Source organism: Flavobacterium sp. UGB4466 (assembly GCF_903469665.1).
GTDB classification, from domain to species: domain Bacteria; phylum Bacteroidota; class Bacteroidia; order Flavobacteriales; family Flavobacteriaceae; genus Flavobacterium; species Flavobacterium lipolyticum.
Map to the genome: position 1 here is coordinate 26,137 of NZ_CAGKLC010000010.1, position 24,620 is coordinate 50,756.

The 24,620-nt window shown below is 36.9% G+C and carries 22 protein-coding genes; 10 read left to right on the forward strand and 12 right to left on the reverse strand.

All coding sequences use genetic code 11. The features are described from left to right. Position 1: 1 nt before the first annotated feature. The 5 genes from JO950_RS04665 to JO950_RS04685 all read right to left on the reverse strand — a co-directional run bounded on the left by JO950_RS04665 (position 2) and on the right by JO950_RS04685 (position 6,367). Positions 2-1,297, reverse strand: coding sequence for an aminopeptidase P family protein (locus JO950_RS04665; protein ID WP_202701542.1), 1,296 nt, complete (start codon positions 1,295-1,297; stop codon positions 2-4). Positions 1,298-1,300: 3 nt separating this feature from the next. Beyond that, positions 1,301-2,536, reverse strand: a complete 1,236-nt coding sequence (locus tag JO950_RS04670; protein WP_202701543.1) for an FAD-binding oxidoreductase — start codon at positions 2,534-2,536, stop codon at positions 1,301-1,303. A gap of 72 nt (positions 2,537-2,608) precedes the next feature. Further along, complete coding sequence (locus JO950_RS04675; RefSeq protein WP_202701544.1) at positions 2,609-3,619, reverse strand: 4-hydroxyproline epimerase; 1,011 nt, start codon at positions 3,617-3,619, stop codon at positions 2,609-2,611. Then, positions 3,620-5,206, reverse strand: coding sequence for an aldehyde dehydrogenase (NADP(+)) (locus JO950_RS04680; RefSeq protein WP_202701545.1), 1,587 nt, complete (start codon positions 5,204-5,206; stop codon positions 3,620-3,622). Between the two features lie 246 nt (positions 5,207-5,452). Then, positions 5,453-6,367 carry a dihydrodipicolinate synthase family protein gene (locus tag JO950_RS04685; RefSeq protein ID WP_202701547.1) on the reverse strand — a complete coding sequence of 305 codons (915 nt, stop codon included), beginning with the start codon at positions 6,365-6,367 and terminating at the stop codon, positions 5,453-5,455. Positions 6,368-6,545: 178 nt separating this feature from the next. Here JO950_RS04685 and JO950_RS04690 point away from each other — a divergent pair, with 178 nt between their 5' ends. Then, a complete protein-coding gene (locus JO950_RS04690; RefSeq protein WP_202701549.1) occupies positions 6,546-7,391 on the forward strand; it encodes an AraC family transcriptional regulator in 846 nt (281 codons plus the stop codon). Positions 7,392-7,801: 410 nt separating this feature from the next. Here the strand turns inward: JO950_RS04690 and JO950_RS04695 are convergent, their stop codons facing one another. The 6 genes from JO950_RS04695 to JO950_RS04720 form a co-directional block, all read right to left on the reverse strand. Then, positions 7,802-8,818: an endonuclease/exonuclease/phosphatase family protein gene (locus tag JO950_RS04695; RefSeq protein WP_237732277.1), complete on the reverse strand. Its 1,017-nt coding sequence runs from the start codon at positions 8,816-8,818 to the stop codon at positions 7,802-7,804. A 48-nt stretch (positions 8,819-8,866) separates the two neighbouring features. After that, positions 8,867-9,730, reverse strand: coding sequence for a rhomboid family intramembrane serine protease (locus tag JO950_RS04700; RefSeq protein WP_202701553.1), 864 nt, complete (start codon positions 9,728-9,730; stop codon positions 8,867-8,869). Positions 9,731-9,773: 43 nt separating this feature from the next. Then, positions 9,774-10,586 (reverse strand): rhomboid family intramembrane serine protease, encoded by an 813-nt coding sequence (locus JO950_RS04705; protein ID WP_202701591.1) that lies wholly within the window; start codon positions 10,584-10,586, stop codon positions 9,774-9,776. Further along, complete coding sequence (mutL, locus tag JO950_RS04710; RefSeq protein WP_202701554.1) at positions 10,586-12,544, reverse strand: DNA mismatch repair endonuclease MutL; 1,959 nt, start codon at positions 12,542-12,544, stop codon at positions 10,586-10,588. The genes JO950_RS04705 and mutL overlap by 1 nt, the downstream gene beginning before the upstream one ends. A 218-nt stretch (positions 12,545-12,762) precedes the next feature. Further along, positions 12,763-13,335 carry a 6,7-dimethyl-8-ribityllumazine synthase gene (gene ribH, locus JO950_RS04715; RefSeq protein ID WP_202701555.1) on the reverse strand — a complete coding sequence of 191 codons (573 nt, stop codon included), beginning with the start codon at positions 13,333-13,335 and terminating at the stop codon, positions 12,763-12,765. Between the two features lie 81 nt (positions 13,336-13,416). Further along, complete coding sequence (locus JO950_RS04720) at positions 13,417-14,196, reverse strand: tetratricopeptide repeat protein (RefSeq protein WP_202701556.1); 780 nt, start codon at positions 14,194-14,196, stop codon at positions 13,417-13,419. 387 nt (positions 14,197-14,583) lie between these two features. On the opposite strand from JO950_RS04720, the gene JO950_RS04725 reads away from it, so the two are divergent. The 4 genes from JO950_RS04725 to JO950_RS04740 all read left to right on the forward strand — a co-directional run bounded on the left by JO950_RS04725 (position 14,584) and on the right by JO950_RS04740 (position 18,613). After that, on the forward strand, positions 14,584-15,678 hold the full coding sequence (locus tag JO950_RS04725; protein ID WP_202701557.1) for a DNA replication/repair protein RecF: 1,095 nt from the start codon (positions 14,584-14,586) through the stop codon (positions 15,676-15,678). 142 nt (positions 15,679-15,820) lie between these two features. Continuing rightward, positions 15,821-16,519, forward strand: a complete 699-nt coding sequence (locus JO950_RS04730) for a thioredoxin domain-containing protein (protein WP_202701559.1) — start codon at positions 15,821-15,823, stop codon at positions 16,517-16,519. Positions 16,520-16,529: 10 nt separating this feature from the next. Next, positions 16,530-17,207: a DUF2461 domain-containing protein gene (locus JO950_RS04735; RefSeq protein ID WP_202701561.1), complete on the forward strand. Its 678-nt coding sequence runs from the start codon at positions 16,530-16,532 to the stop codon at positions 17,205-17,207. A 344-nt stretch (positions 17,208-17,551) separates the two neighbouring features. After that, the gene (locus JO950_RS04740; protein WP_202701563.1) at positions 17,552-18,613 is read left to right on the forward strand and encodes a glycosyltransferase; all 1,062 of its coding nucleotides are present in this window, start codon (positions 17,552-17,554) and stop codon (positions 18,611-18,613) included. Positions 18,614-18,716: 103 nt separating this feature from the next. Here the strand turns inward: JO950_RS04740 and JO950_RS04745 are convergent, their stop codons facing one another. After that, positions 18,717-19,427 (reverse strand): hypothetical protein, encoded by a 711-nt coding sequence (locus tag JO950_RS04745; protein ID WP_202701564.1) that lies wholly within the window; start codon positions 19,425-19,427, stop codon positions 18,717-18,719. Between the two features lie 122 nt (positions 19,428-19,549). On the opposite strand from JO950_RS04745, the gene hisC reads away from it, so the two are divergent. The 5 genes from hisC to JO950_RS04770 all read left to right on the forward strand — a co-directional run bounded on the left by hisC (position 19,550) and on the right by JO950_RS04770 (position 24,498). Further along, positions 19,550-20,650, forward strand: a complete 1,101-nt coding sequence (gene hisC / locus JO950_RS04750) for a histidinol-phosphate transaminase (protein ID WP_202701565.1) — start codon at positions 19,550-19,552, stop codon at positions 20,648-20,650. 129 nt (positions 20,651-20,779) lie between these two features. Beyond that, positions 20,780-21,793 (forward strand): UDP-N-acetylmuramate dehydrogenase, encoded by a 1,014-nt coding sequence (gene murB / locus JO950_RS04755; RefSeq protein ID WP_202701566.1) that lies wholly within the window; start codon positions 20,780-20,782, stop codon positions 21,791-21,793. Positions 21,794-22,151: 358 nt separating this feature from the next. Further along, a complete protein-coding gene (locus tag JO950_RS04760) occupies positions 22,152-22,766 on the forward strand; it encodes an FMN-binding negative transcriptional regulator (protein ID WP_089077495.1) in 615 nt (204 codons plus the stop codon). An 83-nt stretch (positions 22,767-22,849) separates the two neighbouring features. Then, the gene (locus tag JO950_RS04765; RefSeq protein ID WP_202701567.1) at positions 22,850-23,956 is read left to right on the forward strand and encodes a glycosyltransferase; all 1,107 of its coding nucleotides are present in this window, start codon (positions 22,850-22,852) and stop codon (positions 23,954-23,956) included. Further along, positions 23,947-24,498, forward strand: coding sequence for an RNA polymerase sigma factor (locus JO950_RS04770; RefSeq protein ID WP_017494864.1), 552 nt, complete (start codon positions 23,947-23,949; stop codon positions 24,496-24,498). Before JO950_RS04765 ends, JO950_RS04770 begins: the two co-directional genes overlap by 10 nt. Positions 24,499-24,620: the final 122 nt, after the last annotated feature.

Here is a 24,620-nt window from a genome sequence, read left to right on the forward strand (position 1 = left end):
TTTATTTCGTATTTAATAGCTGTTCTATTTCTTCAATTTCAATAGGCATATCTTCGGATAAATTAATGTTTCCGTCTTCGGTTAACAAATAATCATTTTCCAGTCGGCAGCCGATTCCCTCTTCCCGAATATAAATTCCAGGCTCGCAGGTAAGCACCATTCCTTTTTCAAAAGGTTTGGAATACAACCCCACATCATGAACATCCAGTCCTAAAAAGTGAGCCGTTCCGTGCATGAAGTATTTTTTGTATACAGGATTTTCGGGGTCTTGCACTGCAATGTCTTCCAAAGTAATCAAACCTAATTTTACCAGTTCGGCTTCCACCAGACCTGCCATCTGTGCTTCGTACTCTTTCGATAAAACACCCGGTTTTAAAAATTTTGATCCTTCTTTCAGACAATGCAAAACCGATTGGTAAACTTCTTTCTGACGGGCTGAAAATTTTCCGTTTACCGGAAGACAGCGCGTAGTATCGGAATTGTAATTGCCATAACAAACCCCAAAATCGACCAAAAGCATATCGCCGTCCTGACAAACCGAATCATTGGTATTGTAATGTAAGACACAGGCATTCTTGCCCGAAGCGATAATAGGTTTGAAGGCATGACGATTTCCTCCGTTTTTAATATAATGGTACGCAAGTTCAGCCTCCAGTTCGTATTCTTTTACATTCGGCTGTACCGCTTTTAACAATGCTTTGAATCCTTCGATACTTATAGCCACGGCTTTTCGGATTAAAGCGATCTCTTCATCTGATTTTACAGGACGCAACTCTCTCGTTATTTTGGCCACACGCTCGTAGTGATGTAGCGGATATTTTTGCTTGCACCACTGAATCATTCGATCCTGGCGGGTATTCATTTCCGAAGTTATTCTTTTAATGTGCTCGTTATGTCCCAGATAAATGGCATCGGCCTCAAAGGCAAACAGCTGCAGGACTTTTTCAAATTCATGTATCCATTTTACATTTTTAATTCCGGAAAGAGCTGTAACTTTTTCTTTGGTCAAGAAATCTCCATCCCAGATTAACGTATGTTCACTGACTTCTTTTACAAATAAAATAGCTCTGTTTTCATCTTTAAAAGCATCGGGATAGAGCACCAGAATAGTTTCGTCCTGCTCAATTCCGGACAGATAAAACAAATCATTATTTTGTGCAAACCCCATGACATCATCTGCATTATTGGGCATCACATCGTTTGAAGTAAGAATAGCCAAACTGTTAATCTGCATTTTTTCGACAAACCTCTTACGGTTATTTTCGAATAAAGAAGCCGGAATTGAATCGTATCTCATAATTTATAATTGAAACATTTTAGTATCAACCGAAGTTGTTTTGCCTGAAATAATCTCGGTAATTATTTTTCCGGTTGCCGGTGCAAGGCTTAAACCCATCATCGCATGTCCGGTGGCGAAAGTCAAATTTACAACTTTTTTGGCACGCGTAATGATTGGCATTCCCGAAGGTGTACAAGGTCTGAAACCAAACCAGGTATCCTTATTTTCAGGCATTCCCACCTGCATATCGGGATAAAACTCGTTGATACTGTTTATGATTCCCTGTAATCTGTTTTTATTGATTTTGGTATCTCCGGTATGGGTAATCTCCATAGTTCCCCCAAAACGAATATCATTGTTCATAGGGGTTACGGCTACCTTTCCTTCGCATAGAATCGAAGGAATCGAAGGTTTGTGATCTTGGTCCTTCAGTGTAAAACTGTATCCTTTTCCCGGTAAAATAGAAACTGAAATCCCGAGTTTTTTAGCCAGTGAAGGACTCCAGGAACCTGCCGCCAGCACAACTTCATCTGTGGCAAATATACCTTTGTCTGTTACGATCTTCGTAATTTTATGATGATCGAAAGTAAAATCCTGTACTGTGGTACCGGAGTGAATTTCTACTTTTAAGCGCTTTAATTCTTCTTTGATAAACTGCATGAATTTTTGTGGATACAAATGCGCGTCGCCTTTATAGTGTATCCCTCCTAAAATATCGGTTTTAGTACCGTTCTCCAGTTTTGCAACTGCTGCTGCAGAAAGATAGTCTACTTTTAAACCCAGCTTTTCGGCTTCTCGTCCTTCATGAAACATTTCATGTGCTGTTTTATCGGTTTTGTACAACATCAGAAGTCCTTTTTCTTCGTAGAAAAACGAATTATTTTCTCTGGCAAAATCCTGATACAATTCCTTACTCAACAATGACAAATCACGCAGTGCCGGCATTGCATTTGCGACGTGTTTCTCATTGGCATGTTTGTAAAACTGCAGTCCCCATTTCATCAAATTGGCATCTAATCTCGGTTTTACATAAAACGGACTCTGACTGTCGAACATCCATTTGATTCCCTGAGCAATCATACCGGGCTGTGCCAACGGAATAATATGCGAGGGAACGATCATTCCGGCATTTCCATAAGAACAACCATCATCCATAGGAGACTGATCAAAAACAGTTACCTCAAATCCTTCTTTAGCCAGATAATAAGCGGTACACAAGCCTATTATACCTCCTCCAACTATACTTACTCTTTTCATTTGTACGAAATTAAAAAATTCATTGAAGAAGAATCTTATCCTCCTTCAATGAATCTAAATTTTTAATATTTTTTAAATTACCTGAAAACCATGAGCATACGGATCATTTGCTTCATCGATGATGATGGTGTTGTAACCGTATACTTTTGCCCAGCCCTGAATGCTTGGTACAATCGCAGGAATGTCTCCAATTGAAGTTTCCTCCACCACTTTTCCAATAAACTTACTGCCAATATAACTTTCGTGAATAAAATCTTCTCCTACTTTAAGTTTCCCTTTGGCATGCAGCTGTGCAATTCTCGCTGATGTTCCGGTACCGCAAGGAGAACGATCGATGGCTTTGTCTCCGTAGAAAACAGCATTTCGACCTGACGATGTCGGATCTAAAGGCTCTCCCGTCCAAAGCATATGGCTGACATCACGAATGGTATCATTCTCCGGATGGATAAAATAGTCCGGATATTTGGCATTAATTCTCTTACGGACTTCCTGACTCAACTGGATAATTTTACCGGCGGAGAAATTCTGAATTCCGGAGAAATTTTCTTGTGGATCCACAATCGCATAATAGTTTCCCCCGTATGCCACATCAAAAGTAATTTCGCCCAGTTCAGGACAATCAATAGTTAATCCTTCTGCTGCCAAATACGATTTTACATTAGTCAGACGTACCCAGTCGACTTTGTTTCCGGTTTGCTGGTACTCGATATTCACGAGGCCGGCAGGAGCTTCCATTCTTATTTTTCCCGGTACTTTTGGAGTAATCAAACCTTCTTCAATGGCAATGGTAATGGTACCAATGGTTCCGTGACCGCACATTGGCAGACAACCGGAAGTTTCGATAAATAAAATCCCAAAATCATTGGCAGGATCGCTTGGCGGATATAAAATACTTCCGCTCATCATATCATGTCCGCGAGGTTCAAACATTAGTCCTTTTCGGATCCAGTCAAATTCTTTTAAAAAATGCTGGCGTTTTTCGCTCATGTTAGCGCCCGTCAAATTCGGCCCACCGCCTGCCACCACTCTTACAGGATTCCCGCAAGTGTGTGCATCTACACAAAAAAAAGTCTTCTTTACCATTTATGTTATCTGGGATTTTGTTTGAATATTATTTAAAGTTCTTAAAATCTGTAATGGATTCTCATTTTGCAATGCTGCAGGTAATAATTCATTGGGCCAATTCTGATAACTAAACGGTCGAACCCAGCGATAAACCGCATGAATTCCAACGGCAGTAAATCTCGAATCGGAAGAAGCCGGATAAGGCCCTCCGTGAATCATTGAAGGACAAACTTCAACTCCCGTAGGAACACCGTTAAAAATCAATCGTCCCACTTTGCTCTGCATCGCTGCAACCAATTCGTCCTGATTTTTCAATTCCTCAGGCTCTCCAATAATGGTACCTGTTAGCTGCCCGTCCAATTGATTGATAATCGTTAGCAATTGTTGTTCATCATCACATTGCACCAGTACCGAAACAGGTCCAAAAACCTCATGACTTAAGGTTTTATTCTCTAAAAAAGTTTTGCCGTCTACGGTTAAAACTTTCTGTACTCCGTAATTTGGTGCCGCGTCACCTTTGTATTCTGCAATTTTTGCAACACCTTTCTGTGCCAGCATTGTTGCTGATCCTTCTTCAAAACCATTCTTCATTGAAGGATGCAACATACAAAATGGTTCTATTTTTTCAATGGCCTGAGTTAATTCTTCTGAGAATTTATCCAACTCAGCTCCCTTAATTCCAAACAGTAATCCCGGATTGGTACAAAACTGACCTGCTCCAAGCGTGATAGATCCCGCATAAGCCGTAGCCCATTTTTGACTGTTTACCTTTACGGCATTTGGCAAAAGCACCACAGGATTTACACTCCCCATCTCGGCAAAAACCGGAATTGGCTCTGGTCGTTGTGCTGCCAGATCAAACAAGGCTCTTCCGGCACGAATACTTCCGGTAAAACCAACTGCTTTTACTAACGGATGTTTCACCAATGCGGTTCCAAGCGTTGTACCCCCACCAATAAGATTGGAGAAAACACCCTCCGGCATATTTGTTTTTTGCGCTGCTTTTATAATAGCCGAAGCAACCATTTCGCCTGTTCCTACATGCATCGAATGACTTTTTACAATCACAGGACAGCCTGCCGCTAATGCTGAAGCGGTATCTCCACCAGCTGTTGAAAATGCAAACGGAAAATTACTGGACCCAAAAACCACCACCGGCCCAAGAGGTACCAACATTTTACGCAAATCTTCTTTTGGCGCAGGAACCCTGTCTGTTATTGCCGTATCAATTGCAGCCTGAACCCAGCTCCCTTCAATGAGCATTTGGGCAAACGCGCGTAGCTGACCAACCATTCTTCCGCGCTCCCCCTCTGCTCTGCCCATTGGAAAGCCGGATTCACTGCAATACTGAACTAACAAATCATTTCCTAAAGCTACGATTTCGTCAGCTATAGCATTTAAAAAACCAGCTCTTTCTAAACCGGAATATTTTTTATACGTTCCAAATGCCTGATGAGCCAAAGCAACTGCTTCTTCAATTTCTTCATGAGTTGCTTCTGTAAAAACCCAGGGATTTTCGACATTCTGCTGTGGGTTAAATGTTTTAAACGTTTTATTACCCCCAGCTTTTAGTGTACTTCCCACGTAATTTTTTCCTGTAATCATATTTCTTTTTTGTTGTTTGAATAAATACTTTACAATTCTTAGCGTCTGTTTAAAATTTATTATTGAGATTTATTATCAAAGGATTTTCGAGCGAAAAGAGGCAAATTTTAATAGAATAGCAGCGTTATTGTAGTAAAATTTAACGACGTTACAGCCGAAAATCATCATAAGAAAACCAACAAATAAAATTTAAAGAGGCTCTTAAAGAAGAAATTTGTAAAACCAATTGTATCAGCCTATATACTGTTACAAGTTTTTATAATCAGGCAAAGTTGGTCTTGATGCTAAGGATTTGGCAATAATGTCTAAAACTTTTTCTCTTTCAGCTCCCTGAAGCGGTAATCTTGGTGCGCGAACATATTCTGTCCCGATACCTGTTGCTACTTCTGCAAGCTTAATATTTTGTACTAAAAATGAGTTAATATCTAATTCTAATAAAGGAAGAAACCATCTGTATATCTTCAAGGCCTCATCAATTCTACCGGCTTTGGCTAATTTGTATATTGCAACTGTTTCTCTAGGAAAAGCACATACCAGACCTGAAACCCATCCGTCAGACCCCATCAATAAACTCTCTAAAGCCAGGGTATCTACTCCTGATAAAATCTTTAATCGGTCCCCGAAACGGTTAATCATTCTGGTTACATTCGAAATATCTCTTGTTGATTCTTTTACGGCCTGAATGTTATCAAATTTTAACAGATCTTCAAACATATCCAGTGTAACTTCAATTTTATAATCTACCGGATTATTGTATATCATTATTGGAAGTGATGTATTTTTTGCGACTTCAGAAAAATAAGTTACCGTTTCGAAATCAGAAGCTTTGTAACGCATTGGAGGCAACATCATTAATCCTTTTGCTCCATCTTGTTCGGCTTTATTGGCTGCTAAAATTGCGGCACGTGTAGTTTGCTCTGCAATATTCATAATTACCGGTACCTGATTGTTTACCAGGTTTACAGTATTTTTCACCAATTCTCTTCTTTCCTCTTCCAAAAGAGTACTGGCTTCTCCTAATGTTCCGCCCAGAATTATTCCATCAACACCTGCCTCTAATTGTGCTTGTAAGTTAACTTCAAACATTCTGAAGTCTAATTTATCATCTGCAGTAAATTTGGTTGTTACTGCCGGCATAACGCCTTTCCATTGAATACTCATAATATCGATTTTAATTAAAACCAAAATTATTTATATTGAACAAAGCAAGAGGCTGAAAAATTACCTCAAAACAATACTATATTACCCTATATAAACTGATTACACAAAAAACCAATTAATATATTGCTATTTTTTTGACAAAATAAAATATATTTGAATGAACTAACCTTGACCAACCATGAAAGTTTTTCCATTTAAAATCCCTAAATCGGGAGAAGATCCTCTTATATATCAAGAGGATAGAGAGATCGTTTTTTACGACAAACTCCATCAACACGAAGAAATACAAATTAGTTTTATCGAAAAAGGACAGGGCGCCATTTTTGCAGGAGATACCATCTCGCATTACCGCGAAGGCGATATCTTAATGATTGGAAGCAATTTACCTCATGTTTTCAGAAGTGAAGTATATGACAATGAATCTTCCATTATGCGTACCTTATTCTTTACTACAGGCTCGTTTGGAAAAGATTTCTTCTCCCTAACCACTTTCAAAAACATCCAGCCTTTTTTAGAAAACAGCAAAAATGGATTTATCACCCACAATCCCCCTAAAAAAATCGTCAAATCTTTCAAAAAACTAAAAAAATCAGACAACTACGAACGCTTCATTTTGTTTCTGGAAATCATAAAGTGGCTTTCCAACAGTGAGAGAGAACAGCTCTCCAACCATTTGTACGATAAAAAAATTACGGATAATGAAGGCAAACGAATGCAGACGGTATTCGAACACGTAATGACCAACTACCAAAAAAACATTAACCTGGATGAGATTGCTTCGATTGCTAATATGACTAAAAATGCGTTCTGCCGCTATTTTAAAGTCCGGACCAACAAGTCCTTTTTCCAATTTTTAATAGAAGTGAGAATCGAACATGCTTCCAAACTGTTGGCCAACAACAGTGAGCTTTCGGTCCTCGAAATTGCCGAATTATGCGGCTTTAACAACATCTCCAATTTCAACAGAAAGTTTAAAGAACTGAAGCAGACTTCTCCGTTGCAATACCGAAAACTGAATCTATAAGTAGTTTAGTACTGCTTAACCGCAAAGGGCGCAAAGTTTTTTTGTCTAAGTTTACACATATAACAAGGTTCGCAAAGCTTTACCCTGTAGCTTTGCGAACCTTGCGTTTTACTCTTAAACTTGAATAAAAAAATTTGCGTGCCTTGCGTAAACCTTAGAGTGCCTTGCGGTTAAAAAAACTATTCAATTGAAAGCCGTGTCATAATAGGATAATGATTTGAGTTCTCATTGTCTGTAAAATATAAACCGCAAGGGACGCAAGGATTCTTTTCTTATTAAATTTTATATAAACGCAAAGTTCGCAAAGCTTTACCCTGTAGCTTTGCGAACTTTGCGTTTTACTTTTAAACTTGAATAAAAAAATTTGCGTGCCTTGCGTAAACCTTAGCGTGCCTTGCGGTTAAAAAAAACTATTCAATTGAAAGCCTCGTCATAATCGGATAATGATCTGAATTTTCAAAGTCAGAAAAACTCTCAAATTGTTTGACTTTCATTTTACTGTCCGTAAAAATATAATCAATACGTGCCGGATAATAACGAAACTTATAGGTGGCTCCAAATCCTTCTCCAGCTTCTTCAAAGGTGTCTTTGAGTTTTCCTTTGATATTTCGGTACACATACGAAAACGGACTATTATTCATATCTCCACAAATAATAATCGGGTTTTTGCATTGTTTGATATTTTCTTTAAAGATCTCGGCCTGTTCCTGCTGTTGTCTAAATCCTTTACTGATTCGGGTATAAATTAACTGCGATTTTTCCTGATTGACATGATCGATATTATTTGAAATATCACTTACATCCGGTGAAATTTTTATAGACTGCAGGTGCATGTTGTACACACGAATAACCTCTTTACCTCTTTTAATATCGGCATAAATTACGTTATTATCTGAGTTTGGAAAGATGATATTTCCCTGATCAATAATAGGAAATTTTGAAAAGATCGCCTGACCTGTTTTAATTTTATTTCCCTCGATGAAAATGTAACGATGCGGATACACCTTCAAATCCAGATGAGCCGAATTGGAATACTCCTGAATACATAAAATATCCGGATCTTTTTCGTCGATAAAAGCTTTTATATTGGAAGGAATATCGTCGCGGTCGAGCCATTTAAAAACATTAAAAAGACGCACGTTATAACTCATTACAGAGAAATCTCTTTCGTCCTTAACATAATCTTTTGCCGAGAATTTATAAAATTTACTGATAAAAGTAATTCCGGTTAACAGCACCAAACCGGAAAGAATAAGACGTTTTTTAAACTGAATTCCCCAATAGACAAAAAACAAACCATTGAGAACGAAGAAAGCCGGCATAAAGAGCGTTAAAACCGATAGAAGCGGGAAACTCTTTGGTGCCAGAAATGGTAAAATATAAATACTAAACGTCAGTACAGTTAGCACTATATTCAAAAAGAACATTATTTTATTAAACCATGAAAGGTTCTTCATATTGCGGGCCTAAAACGATTATTTTCCAGCTTTAAATAAAAACTCTTTTTCTTCTTTTGTCAGACAATCGTAACCGGATTGGCTGATTTTATCTAAAATTTCATCAATCTGTTGTTGTGTTTTGTCTTTCGTAACAATTCTTGACGTCACTTTTTCAGTAGGTTTTTTGTAATTTTTATGAACTTTTGTGAATGGGGTCGATGGGGATTTTTTAAATAGACTGGCAAAGAAGTCTAATGTTTTGGAAACAATTTTACTAAGATCTGTACCGTTCTGAAGCAGCTTGATAAAAAGGAATCCAAAGAAAGCTCCTGCCAAGTGCGAGATATGTCCTCCAGTATTGTCCAAACGAAACTGCATTAAATCAAGAACCAGTATCACAGCTGTAATGTGCCAAAGCTTTACATTACCTATAAGCAGCAAACGCACATTCATCAAAGGCTGATAAGTGGTAACCCCCATCAGGATTGCCATGATTGCAGCCGAAGCTCCTACGATAGGCGCCGAAATATTTAAAAAATAAAAACTCAGTGCAAAAACAATCCCTGAAAAAATGGCACCTAAAATATACAGCCCGAGATATTGTTTCTGGGTAAAGAAAGTCAGAAATAAATTACTTGCAAAATTCAACACCATCATATTAAACAACAAATGCAGAAAGCCATAATGAAAGAAAGCATACGTCAAAAATGTCCAGGGCTTGAACATAAAAACGGCAGGATCTGATGACAACGCCAGCCAATTCGGAAAGGCAAACTGAGCTGTAGAAAAGTTATAGAATAGCACTAATGAAATCAGGAAACAACCAATGTTCCAAAAAATAACACGCATGGCTATTCCGCCTAATCGATATTGTAATTTTAAATCATCCAGAATGTTCATAAAAGCTTTCTTTAGTTTTTATTTGCAATATTAAAGTTAAAAATTAATTCCAACGATTGTTATTAAACTGATTTTTTTTCCAGTACCACATCATGAAGTACCCAATGACCGCTCCTCCAATATGAGCGAAGTGAGCGACCCCTGTACCTCCTCCTCCAAATATAGAATCTCCTTTGAAACCTAAAAACAAATCAATGGCTAAAATTCCGGGAACAAAATATTTCGCCTTAATCGGAACTGGTATAAACATCAAAGCAAGCTCAGCATTTGGAAACATAAAAGCAAAAGCTACTAAAAGTCCGTAAATAGCTCCGGAAGCTCCTACCATTGGTACCTGAGTAATTACAGACGCATTAAATAATCCTTTAAAACCTTCTTCAGTAAGATTGGTCTTTCCAACCCCTTCCAATATTGGCTTAATCTGATCAAAAAACAAATCGGATCTAAAACCCGTTCCGTCACTAAAATTTACATTTAAGATCTGGTGTAATGTCGCATCGGATAGCCCTAAGCTTCTTACCGGCTCTAAAGCTGCCTGGAATTGCAAATAATTTACTCCAATTTGCAATAAAGCGGCACCTAATCCACAGGAGATGTAAAAGAAAATAAACTTCTTTCCTCCCCAAAAATGTTCCAAGGCCGATCCAAAAGAAACCATCGCAAACATATTAAAGACAATATGCAAAATACCACCGTGCATAAACATGTGTGTTATAGGCTGCCAAAGCTTAAAAAAATCGCTTTCTGGAAAAAATAATGCAAAAAACTGCTCGGAAACAGGCACTAACTGAGCACCAATAAAAAATATGATATTAATTATAAGCAGTTGTTTTACGACAGGAGTCATGTTGTTCATCATAAGGCAAACTTTTTATCTATATCTTCTACACGCATCGTGATGAAGGTAGGTTTTTGAAAAGGTGAAATGTTTGGATCTTTACAGGCAAATAATCCGTTAACCAGATTGTCCTGTTCTTTTTCGGTTAAATACGATCCGGTTTTAACCGCTAAACTTTTAGCCATTGATTTCGCAATGGTATCATTCTGGCTGTAACTGTTGGCCGGAATTCCGTCTTGCAAATCACTTAATAATTGTTCAATAACCAGAGAAACTTCGCTTTCGGTAATGTTTACCGGAATTCCCGAAATCACAATATGATCGGTTTGAGCTTCATCAAAAACGAAACCGGTTGTTTCTAAAGAAGGTTTCAGTTCTTCGATCAGTTTCATTTCGGCCGAAGAATAAAATAAATTCAACGGAAACAATAATTGCTGACTAGAAGCCTGGTTAACGGTCATATTCAACAAAAACTGCTCGTACAAAATACGCTGATGCGCTCTTTGCTGATCGACAATCACCATTCCGGATTTAATTGGCGAGACTATATATTTTTTATGAATCTGATAGGTTCCCTGACTGGCTTGTTCAATTTCATTATCGTTAAATAATGAGGAGGTTACTTCTTCGTTTTCGAAGGTAAACGGTGAACTTTCGATACTTTCTGTATCTAAACCGGTATACAAACTTTCCCAGCTTGCCGTTGGCTCGACTCTTTTAGAATAACCGGAATACGAATTTGCTCCTGAGCTATAACTTGAACCTGAACCTGAACTGGAACCCGAGCCGGCTCCTGAGCTAAAACCAGAACCCGAACTAAAACCGGAACCTGAGCCCGATTTTGTATAATGCTGATTGGTTTTATCATCTGTAAATGGGTTAAAAGTCCCGTCAACCTGAATCGTTGGCGTTTCGGCTTCTAAATCTTTATAATGATATGGAGTATCTAAATTGGCGTCGCGTTCAAAATCTAAAACCGGTGCGACATTAAACTGTCCCAAACTGTGTTTTATAGAGGCTCTTAAAATGGCGTACAAAGCCTGCTCATCATCAAACTTAATTTCTGTTTTCGTAGGATGAATATTGATATCAATTGTATTGGGCGGGACTTTCAAATATAGAAAGTAACTTGGCTGCGAACCGTCTTTCAGAAGCCCGTCATAAGCCGCCATTACCGCATGATGCAAATAACCGCTTTTAATGAAACGATCGTTTACAAAAAAGAACTGCTCTCCTCTGCTTTTCTTCGCAAACTCAGGCTTACAAACAAATCCCTGAACGTTAATGATCTCTGTATCTTCGCTAACCGGAACTAATTTTTCATTGGTTTTACCGGACATGATCCCCACAATTCGCTGACGATAACCTGCTGCAGGCAAATTATACAATTCGCTTCCATTGTGGTAAAAAGTAAAATGAATATTAGGATGCGCCATCGCCACACGCTGAAACTCGTCCATAACATGACGAAACTCCACCGTATCCGATTTTAAGAAATTACGACGTGCAGGAATATTAAAAAATAAATTTTTAACCGCAAAAGAAGTTCCTTTAGGCAAAACAGCTTCTTCCTGCGATACAAATTTACTTCCTTCGATTACAATATGTGTCCCCAGTTCTTCCTGATCCTGTTTCGTCTTCATTTCCATGTGCGCAATCGCCGCAATAGAAGCCAATGCTTCTCCACGAAACCCTTTAGTATGAAGCGAAAAAAGATCTTCGGCCTGGCGTATTTTTGAAGTAGCGTGACGTGCGAAACACAAACGTGCATCGGTTACACTCATCCCCATTCCATTATCGATAACCTGAACTAATGATTTTCCGGCATCTTTAATAATCAATTTAATGTCAGTTGCTTTCGCATCAACAGCATTTTCTAACAGCTCTTTTACAACCGAAGCAGGTCTTTGAACCACCTCTCCGGCAGCAATTTGATTCGCAACGTGATCAGGAAGTAATTGAATGATACTCGACATTAAAAAATTTGGGTTAAAGGTTGTCCATCGATTTTTATCGAAAATAATTCGTAAAATCTCAGGGTAATATTATTATTTCAATTCTGGTTTTTAAAACCAAGGTGTACAAATTTAATGAATTTCTGTTGTCTTTTTGAACAACAGCTATCATAAAAAAAACAAAAAACCTATACTATTTTACACAGCATAGGTTTTAGTATTATTAAAACAATTGTGTTTTATTCGTTCTCGATTTCTCTTGGCTTATCTTCTATCTGAAGTGCTCCTGAAGACAACAATGGCTGATTGAACGGGTGTGACATAGAAGCCTGTTGGCGAATATAAGCCATTTTGATTGCCGCGATTGCCGCCTCAGTTCCTTTGTTTCCGTGAATTCCTCCACTTCTGTCAATGGACTGTTGCATGTTATTGTCTGTTAAAACACAAAAAATAACCGGAATATCAGTCTGAACATTCAAATCTTTTATACCCTGAGTAACACCTTCACATACAAAATCAAAGTGTTTTGTTTCTCCCTGAATCACACATCCAATTACAATTACCGCATCAACGTTTTGTGTTTGCAGCATTTTCTTGGCACCGTAAACAAGCTCAAAACTCCCCGGAACATTCCAGCGGATAATTTGATGAGCCGGAACTTCACAATCTGTCAGAGCGTCAAAAGCGCCATTATAAAGTCCTTCTGTAACCGTTTCATTCCATTCAGAAACAACAATCCCAAATCGAAAATCTTTCGCATTTGGGATTGTGTTTTTATCGTATTCTGATAAATTTTTATTTTGAGTAGCCATCTTTTATATTTAAGATTTTAGATATTAGATTTCAGATTGTGAAATACAAATCTACAATCTTAAATCTAAAGTCTAAAATTTTTATTGTGCTAATCCGATCAATACATCAACAGCAGCAGCTTCCGGAGTTGCGTCGTAGTTGTCTTTGATATCTGTTAAGTACTTCAAAGCGTCTTCTTTTTGACCTAAAGCCAAAGCTGTTTTACCTGCTTTTAACAAGAAACGAGGAGTAGTGAAATCATTTTTATTAGATTCAGCCGCTTTCACGTAATAGTCTAAAGCTTCTTTTTGTTGGTTCTTTTGAGAATAAGCGTCTCCAATAGCACCAATTGCCAAAGCTCCTACAATAACTTCTTTTGATTTAAATTCTCCTAAATATTTAATTGCATCATCGTATTTACCAATGTTCAAAGAAGCAATACCTGCGTAATAGTTCGCTAAATTTCCAGCATCAGTTCCTGAATATTCGTCAGCGATTTTAACGAAACCGAATTTACCTTCAGAACCATTTAAAGCCAATTTGTACAGAGAATCACTTGCTACACCATTAGTCGCTTTTTCGAAGTTTTGCTGAGCAACAAACATTTCGCTTGCAGCCTCATCCTGCTTAGGATTTTCAACAAATTTCTGATATGCTAAATATCCTATAGTAGCAATTGCAATACCAGCAACTAAACCAATAATGATTTTTTGATTTTTAGCTACCCAATCCTCAGTTTTTGAAGCAGTTTCATCTAACTTTGAAAAAACACCTGCTGTCGTACTGTCTTTCTCGTCAATAACTACCTGTGTTTCCTCATTTACTTCTTTAACTTCTTTCTCTTTCGGTGCTTTATATCCTCTTTTATTGTAAGTTGCCATTTAAAATTAATTTAGTGAACGGCAAAAATAAAATTTTTATTGAAACCGACGTAAAAAAAATCAATTTTATCACTATTTTAAAAAAAATAATTTCATCAACAGCAAGTCCTTCCTCCTCAAGCGGAAAATAATTCCGCTTCAAACCGATCAAAAGCCTTTTATATCGATAATTTTCGATAATTTGCACCCTCAAATTTTTGATGTTCAAAACAGGATTTTTCTTGGCTATTAGTTCGTTTTTTTGCCACAGATTTCACAGATTCTCACAGATTACAAAATTATCATGCTGGATTTAACAAAAAAATCATTTAATCTGCAGCAAAAGAAACCAGTAACGCGAGATCTAATTAACAAACATCCGATTTTACCCTTAGAGTTTCCAAAAAAATGTATTTAAACAAAATTTCTTTATTCAATTATAAAAACTTCTCCGAAATCAATTTTGATTTCGACCGCAAAATCAATTGTTTTGTCGGCAAAAACGGAATTGGAAAGACCAATGTGCTTGATGCCATTTATCATCTGGCCTACGGAAAAAGTTACTTCAATCCGCTGGCTGTTCAAAATATCAAACATGGAGAAGAGTTTTTTGTAATCGATGCCGAATTAGAAAAAAACGACAGAACCGAACAGATTGTCTGCAGTTTAAAAAAAGGACAGAAAAAGGTTTTAAAAAGAAACGGTAAAGCTTACGATAAATTCTCCGATCATATCGGATTCATCCCGCTGGTTATTATTTCCCCTGCCGACCGTGATTTAATCGTGGAAGGAAGCGAAACACGTCGTAAGTTTATGGACAGTGTGATTTCACAATTGGATTCTACTTACTTGCACCAGCTTATTCAATATCAAAAAGTAATTGTACAACGCAATGCACTACTGAAATATTTTGCACTGAACCATACTTTTGACAATGATACTTTATCCATATACAACGAACAGCTGAATACTTTTGGCCAATCGATATTTGAGAAACGAAAAGATTTCCTGGAACAATTTATACCTATATTTAATGTACACCATCAGGCCATAACCGGATCGGAAGAAACCGTACAGTTGGTTTACGAAAGTAATTTGTTCGAAAAAGACTTATTGACCCTGCTTAAGGAGAACATCAACAAAGACCGGGCATTACAATACACCAGCGTAGGCATTCACAAAGATGACCTCTCCTTTGAAATTGATTCACATCCCATTAAAAAATTCGGATCTCAAGGGCAGCAAAAATCTTTCCTGATTGCTTTGAAACTGGCTCAATTTGAGTTTTTAAAAAAACAAAGCGGTGTAAAACCTCTGCTGTTGTTTGATGATATTTTTGATAAATTAGATGAAACCCGTGTGGCTAAAATTATCGAAATGGTCAACAGCGAAACTTTCGGACAGCTTTTTATCTCAGACACGCATCCTGAACGTACCGAAGCTATTGTAAAATCAACGCATCAGAGTTACAAAATATTCAAATTAGACAATTATGCCAATTAGATAATGTGCCAATGAGATAATTTAGATGATTAGATAATGATTTTGAATTATCTCATTGGCACATTATCTAATTGACTAATTATCTAATTGACTAATTATCAATCATTATTTTAGCAATTCTATTTTTTAAAAACACAATCTTATGAAGTTCTCTAAAATTCTATTCCTGGTACTTTCGGTCGTATTCATTTCCTGCAATGAAAAAAAATCCGGTACCATTGAAGAAATTACTCCGAAGGATTTTGCCGAAAAAATTAAAACCACCGAAAATGCTCAAATACTAGATGTTCGAACTCCGGAAGAATTTGAATCCAATCATATTGACAATGCGGTAAATATTAACTGGAATGGTGATGATTTTGAAGCCAAAGTGGCGGCTTACGATAAATCGAAACCTGTTTTTGTTTATTGTTTAAGCGGCGGAAGAAGTAAAAAAGCAGCTTCAAAACTGAACGAATTGGGCTTTACCACTATTTATGAATTAGAAGGCGGCATCATGAAATGGAACGCAGAAGGTTTTTCTAAAGCTTCAACAGCTCACGCAGGAATGACAATGGATGAGTTTAACAATTTGCTAAAGACAGACAAAAAAGTTCTGGTAGATTTTTACGCAGAATGGTGTGGTCCCTGCAAACAAATGGAACCGTACCTTTTGAAGATGCAAAAAGAAATGGCAGACAAAGTGGTTATCATTCGTATTGATGTGGACAAAAACGAAACTTTAGCAACTCAGATGAAAATCGAACAGCTTCCTACTATGATTTTGTACGAAAACAAAGCCGAAAAATGGAAAAACATCGGTTTCATCAAAGAAGAAGACTTAAAAAAACAACTGCAATAACAGAGAAGATATGTTAACGAAAGAATCATTGCAATTTTTAGACGATTTAAAGAAGAACAACAATCGGGATTGGTTTCTGGACCACAAGAAACGATATGAAGTTTTCAAAAAAGATTATCACCAATTAGTTAGTGATTTACTGGATGCAATGAAACCTCTGGATCCTGCACTGGAACTATTAGAAGTCAAAAACTGTACTTTCAGGATCAATCGTGATATTCGGTTTTCTAAAGACAAATCCCCATACAAAGCACATTTAGGAATCTGGATGTCTTCAGCCGTCAAAGGCCTCAACCGAGCCGGATATTATGTACATATTGAAAAAGGAGCCAGTTTTATCGCCGGAGGGTTTTATTCGCCTGAAGCCGAAGATCTGAAAAAAATACGCAAAGAAATTGCTTTTTTTCACGAGGATCTCGAAGCCATACTGACCGATAAAAACTTCAAAAAGGAATTTGGCAGTCTGGATGTCAACGAAAACAACGCTCTCAAAAACCCGCCAAGAGGGTATGAAAAAGACCATCCTGCCATTGCGTTTTTAAGACTAAAAAGCTTTACCGCTACCCAAAAATACAACATCGACGAGGTGACTCAAAAAGACTTCGTTTCGAAAATGAGTCAAAAACTCATCGCTTTAAAACCTTTAAACGAATTCTTTAATCGCGCCTTAGACACTGAAGAATTTTAGAAAAGATACTTCGCCACGAATTCACAAATTATTCAAACTAATTCGTGAATTCGTGGCAAAAAGACTTTGTTTCGAAAATAAGCCAAAAACTCATCGCTTTAAAACCTTTAAACGAATTCTTTAATCGCGCCTTAGACACTGAAGAATTTTAGAAAAGATACTTCGCCACGAATTCACAAATTTTTTAAATTAATTCGTGAATTCGTGGCGAGAAAACTTCAAAAAGGATATGCTGCGCCCCAGAAATGCGAGATAAAGTTTGACGACAAATTTCACCGATTGCTATACATCAAAAAATCCTTTAAAAATCTTTTAATCTGTGGCAAAAAAATTAAGTTTGCCGAATGAAAAAAAGAAAAATACTTTTTCTTGGAGAATCTTATCGTGCTGACGCCATTACGTGGATGAAAGGCCTTGAAGAATTTGGCGATTTTGAAATTTGCAGCTGGGAACTTCAAACACCCAACCATTCCAAACTCAGCCGATTCAAACGTATTTTAGAATATCTTTTCTCCCCTCTTTCGATTCGAAAAAAAATCAAACAGGAAAAACCGGACATGATTATTGCCGAAAGAACCACCAGTTATGGTTTTTTGGCAGCAATTTCAGGAATGCATCCTATTGCAATTGCACAACAAGGCCGAACCGATCTGTGGCCGGAAGGTTCACTCCTGCTCCCCTTTAAAAAATTCATTCAGAAACACGCCTTCAAAAAAGCAGATTTAATACACGCCTGGGGACCTGTTATGACCATTTCGATGAAAGCAATTGGTGTAGACATGAGCAAAGTTTTAGTGCTCCCAAAAGGAATTGATTTATCACTTTTCACACCATCAATCAATAATTCGATAAAAATCGAAGCGATTGTTACCCGTTCGCTACAGCCGGAATACCGTCATGATTCCATTTTAAAAGCCTTTGGTATTTTACACCAAAAAGGAATTGACTTTTCATTAACCATTGTAGGTAACGGAACCCGACTGCAATCTTTGAAAGACTTAACCGCAGCATTACAAATTGAAAACAAGGTATTTTTCACCGGAAGAATTCCAAACACTGAACTTCCTAAACTATTACAGCAATCCAATACCTACATCAGCATGCCTATTACCGAAGGGGTATCGGCATCCTTATTTGAAGCCATGGCCTGCAACTGTTATCCAATAGTTTCAGACATTCCCGGAAACCAAAGCTGGATCAGACACCGCAAAAACGGGCAATTGATTGAAATTGACAATATCGAAATGCTTGCTGAAGAACTAATCTGGTCTTTTGAAAATTCGGAATTACGAAATCAGGCTATTCTTCAAAACCAAAAATTTGTCGAGGAAAATGCAAATTACAGCACCAACATGAAAATTATTTCTGACCGCTATCATGAGTTGCTGAATCTTCATAAAAATTAACCGAAAAGTTCGCAAAGTCAAGATCAACATAAAGCTTTACGAACTTTGCGGTTTATAAAATCACATCCATAAAAAATCTCATGAACTTTATGACCAAAAAAATCTACTTCGGATAAGCCAAAGAAACCTTCTTTTTAAAATCATCATAAATCACAAAGTGGAAATTGCTGTTTTCCTGCATCAGAATAACATCACCATAATTTTCTTTTTTTGAAAAGACAACTTTGCAATGAGAAAAATCAATCCGCTTTTCTAAATCAATACAATCTTTTACGATTTCTTCCGGATTATTTCCTTTTGTATTATTCCAAACAAAATCATACAATCGCCAATTAAAAGAATCCATCAGTTTAGTATACAAAATTTTATTTTTATCATCTTCCAAAACTCCATTACTTGCAATTAATCGAACTGATCCTGAATCTTTATAAATATAAAAAATCCCTAAATCCCTACTCAAATCTGATTCTAAATTATGAACTTTATTATAACTCCTTGAGGAAGTTTTTCGTAGAATAAAGCGAATATGAGTATCGTCAATTACTATAAAATTACCAAAAGCACTCAAGAAGGTATCATTCCCGCATTGAGGCAAATTTCTACTTACGAATGTTCCATCCAAATTCAATGTCAATAAATGCCCTGAACGATTATTCTCCTCTTGTTTAACCATAGAATATTCTTTAATATCAGAAATTCCGATAATATTATCAATTCTCCAATCTCCAAACATATTACTTTGAGCATTAGAAACGATTGAGAAAAATACAACTAAAAAAACTGCAGTTTTATTCTTAGAAATGGACTGGAACATCAAGATACCTTTTTAATTCATTCAAACTTACAAAAGAAAATCTAGAAAATAACTCGTAACTTTTCTCCCCTCTAAACGACCTACTCATTTCATTGAATTGTTTAATTTAATCTGATAAAAAAATGAACAACAGAAGAATTTGGTTAAAACAAATTGGCCTGGGAACTATTGGACTGGGGCTTTACCCTTTTGAAACCTTTGCCAACGGCACTACAGAGTCTATACTACCCTATACAGATAATTCACCCATATTACTCCGTTCCAACGAAAACCCATATGGCCCGTCACCAAAGGCACGGGAAGCAATGGCCAAAAGTATCAACATCAGCAATCGATACGGCTGGAATCTTTCACCGGAACTCATTACGCTGCTGGCAAAAAAAAATACGGTTTCAGAAAACAACATTCTTCTGGGTGCCGGTTCCACTGAAATTTTAGATTTAATACTTCAATATACCGCATTACAAAAAGGCAATTTTATAATCGCCGAAACGACCTTTGACTACTGGACAGCTCCTGCTGAAAAATTAGGCATAAAAAAAATCACCGTTCCCTTAACCAAAGACAAAAAACACGATTTAGCTGCCATGCTAAAAGCCATTGATGCCGACACCAAAATGGTTTACATCTGCAACCCAAACAATCCCACGGGAACGCTATGCCAAAGAGAAGATCTGATTTCTTTCATCAAAGAAGCAACTCAAAAAACACTTGTTTTTGTTGATGAAGCGTACATCGATTTTACAGACGAACAATCGTTAAGCGATTTAGTGGTCACCCATAAAAATCTGATTATTACCAAAACTTTCTCTAAAATGTATGGTCTGGCAGGCGCCCGTATTGGCTATGCTCTCGCACATTCTGCCATGATTGAAGAATTGAGTATTTTAAAATCGTCTCCCAACTTATCCCTCAGTGTTGTCTCTATTGCCGCAGCGATTGCCTCCTTAAACGATGAAAGCTTTATTCGTCAGGTTCGCACCTCCAATGAAGAAGTAAAAAAATACACCACAACACAACTGAATCTTCTTCATTTAACCTGCATCCCTTCGCATTCGAATTTTATTTACTTCTCCTTAGAAAATTACAAAAAAGACTATTTCCAACAACTAAAAGACCACAACATATCAGGAACAAGAATTTACGAAGAAAACGGCAAATGGACCCGAATTACTATCGGTACCATGAAAGAAATGCAACGATTTATTCAAGCCCTAAAATAAGATCAGAGAAAAGATCCCAGCTGTTTTGTATCCTAATTAATAATGGTTATTTTTTAGAAATCCAATTCAAATAAATTATAATCCTTACTTTTGGAGTCAGAATTAATTCTTCAAAAAAGCCTTTTATTTATGGAAATCCAATCCAATTTTTCTTTAAAAAACTACAATACTTTTGGCATCGAAGCCAAAGCCAGACAATTTGTTGCCGTACATACGGTTGCTGAACTGAAAACTATTTTAGAAGAAAACAAAGACGAACAAAAATTTATTTTAGGCGGAGGAAGCAATATGCTTTTAACCAAAGACATCGACGCTTTGGTCGTTCATATTGATTTAAAAGGAAAAGCGATCCTCAAAGAAGACGATGATTTTGTCTGGGTTGAAAGTCAGGCCGGAGAAACCTGGCACGACTTTGTTCTTTGGACGATCGACAATAATTTCGGAGGTTTAGAAAACATGTCACTTATTCCCGGAAATGTGGGAACCACACCGGTTCAGAATATCGGTGCTTACGGAACAGAGATCAAGGACACTTTTGCTTCGTGCGAAGCGATCAATATTGCCACTCAGGAAATGAAAACATTCACTAATGCCGACTGTAAATTTGGCTACAGAGAAAGTGTCTTCAAAAACGAGGTAAAAGACCAATACATCATTACCTCAGTCATTTATAAACTAACGAAACGAAATCATAAAATCAACATCTCATACGGAGATATTACCGCTGAACTGGCTAAAAATAACATCACTGTTCCAACCTTAAAAGACGTGAGCAATGCTGTAATTGCCATTAGACAAAGTAAATTACCCGATCCGAAAGAATTAGGAAACAGCGGAAGCTTCTTTAAAAATCCGATTTTACTAAAATCCGATTTTGAAAAAATACACCAGAAGTTTCCTGAAATGAAATATTACGAAGTTTCAGAAACCGAAGTAAAAGTTCCGGCCGGCTGGCTGATTGAACAAGTCGGTTTTAAAGGAAAACGTTTCGGTGATGCCGGAATTCACAAAAATCAGGCCTTGGTTTTAGTCAATTATGGCAATGCCACAGGACAGGAAATCCTGGCCGTTTCCAAAGATGTTCAAAAAACTGTTTTTGATACTTTTGGAATTCAGATTGAAGCAGAAGTAAATGTAATTTAGATCTTTAGACAACTTAGATTGTTAGATTATTGGATCATTAGATTATCGGATCGTTGGATTTTTAACCAATTGAAAAATTAATAAACTGCAACCCTCTCAACCTTTGTTTCTTTGAATCTTTGAACCTTTGTTCCTTTGAGTCTTAGAACCTTAGTATCTTAGCACCTTTACTTAGATTGCTGGATTAATTGGATTATTGAACTTTTAACGGATTGAAAAATTAGATCTTTAGATGGTTGGATGGTTAGACTTCTTAGAATCTCAGTATCTTTGGCGAACCTCTGAACCTTTGCTTCTTTGTCCCTTTGTCCCTTTGTCCCTTTGAACCTTTGTCCCTTTGAACCTAAAAAAAGAAAAAATGTACACACCTGACTTATACAAAAACGAAGATCCGGAATCGATCCGAGCTTTTCTAAGAGAAAACAGTTTTGGCATCCTGATCAATCAGACACACGGAAAATTATGCGCGACACATATTCCGATAGAACTTGAAGTAAATTCAGACGGAAAAGAAATTTTACAAGGCCATCTTTCCAAACTCAATCCGCAAGCAGAAGGTTTTGCCGAAAATGATCAGGTATTGGCTGTTTTTACAGGTCCGCACAGTTACATTTCATCGTCCTGGTACGATCATGAAAATGTTCCCACATGGAATTATATAGCGGTACATGTTTATGGCCGAATCAAAATTGTCGACGAAGCCACTTCCATAGAACAGCTAAAAAAATTAGTCGACAAATACGAAGCGAATTCAGTGAATCCGGTTCGTGTTGAAAATTTATCTGCCAAAACCATGCGGGAAGCCAGAGGTATTTTTGGCTTCGAAATTGAAATTGACGAAATTCAGGCTACTAAAAAACTCTCCCAAAACAGGGACGATCACAATTATAAAAACATAATTTCGGAGTTAGAAAAAACCGAAAACCCTCAGGCTATTGCTGTTGCAAAAGAAATGGCAAAATGCCGAAAGTAAATCCGTTTTCGGCATTGAAAATTAGGATTTCATGAGTACATTTGCACTCGCAAGATTCAGAAATTAAAAGACATTAAAATCAGATGCTTATAACTTTATTTTACTTCTTTATTGCTATTGTTTTCATTCAGATTTTCTATTACTTAGGGATTTTTGGAAAGTTCGCTTTCGGCAAACCTCAGGAAATAACTCCAAAGAAAATTCCGGTATCTGTTATCGTCTGTGCAAAAAATGAAGAAGAAAATGTAAAAAAGTTCATCCCTCTTCTTGTGGAGCAAAACTACCCTGATTTTGAAATTGTTTTAATTGATGATGCCTCAAGTGATGAAACTCTGGAGGTTTTTGAAGAATTCGAACAACAATACAGCAATATCCGTTTGGTAAAAGTGCAAAACAATGAGGCTTTCTGGGGAAACAAAAAGTATGCATTAACTTTAGGAATCAAAGCTTCAAAAAAAGACTACTTACTTTTTACCGACGCTGATTGTTATCCAACCTCGACAGAATGGATCACTGCAATGACTTCAAGATTCACCATGAACAAAACAATTGTTTTAGGCTATGGCGGTTATGAAAAAGTGGAACGTTCTTTATTGAACAAAATCATACGTTATGAAACCGTTTTAACGGCTGTTCAATATTTTTCATGGGCTAAACTGGGAATTCCTTACATGGGTGTCGGTCGAAACTTAGCCTATAAAAAGGAGGAATTTTTTAATGTAAACGGCTTTATCGAGCACATCCAGATTCGTTCAGGTGATGATGATTTGTTTATCAATCAGGCTGCAACTAAAAGCAACACGACCATTGCTTACACTCCTGAAAGTTTCACTTACTCTAAACCAAAGGAAACTTACAGAGAATGGTTTACTCAAAAAAGAAGACATGTTTCTACCGCAGAACATTACAAGTTTTTCGATAAAATGCAATTGGGGCTGTTTTTTACCTCACAATTATTTTTCTTTTTATCAGCAATTGTATTGCTAGCATTTCAGTTTCAATGGATCGCTGTATTGGCTATTTTAGCAACACGTTACACTGTAGCATGGATCGTTATAGGATTTTCTGCCGGCAAATTAAAAGAAAATGACCTGAAAGTTTGGTTTCCTGTTGTTGAAATCATTCTTATATTCACGCAAATTAATATCTTTATAACTAATATCTTTTCAAAACCGGTATATTGGAAATAAATTCTAAAATAGAAAAAGCTAAAAAAGGCGATCAGATCGCCTTTACTTTTTTATTAGATTATTTCTGGAATGAAGTGTACAGCTTTATGCTGAAGCGTACCGAAAATGAAACCATCGCCGAAGATATTACCATCGAAACCTTCTCTAAAGCTTTCGACAAAATAGCCAGTTACAATTCTGAATTTCAATTCAACACCTGGCTAATTGCTATTGCAAAAAACGTTTATATTGATTTGTTACGTAAAAAGAAAACCAGTCTTTTTATAGAAATCACAGACAACGAAGACCAACAGGCCTACAATATTGCCGACCCTACTCCTTCTGCCGAAGATGCTTTAATTAAAGAACAAAATCTTTCGCGCCTGCTTCAATGCATCAAAGAATTAAAACCTCACTACCAGGAAGTCATTCAGCTTCGTTATTTCCAGGAAATGACTTATCAGGAAATAGCGCTGAAAATCAACGAACCTTTGAGCAATGTCAAAGTAAAACTACTCCGTGCTAAAAAATTATTAGCAGAAATCATCGAACGCAATAGATAATTCATTATCTTTAGGTAAAGAATAAAATATCCACGTATTTTTTCTTAAAACACCTATTTATTCACATACTAAAACAACAACATCTCCGTTGTTAGCTAAAACCAAAACCGTACTGCCTATGA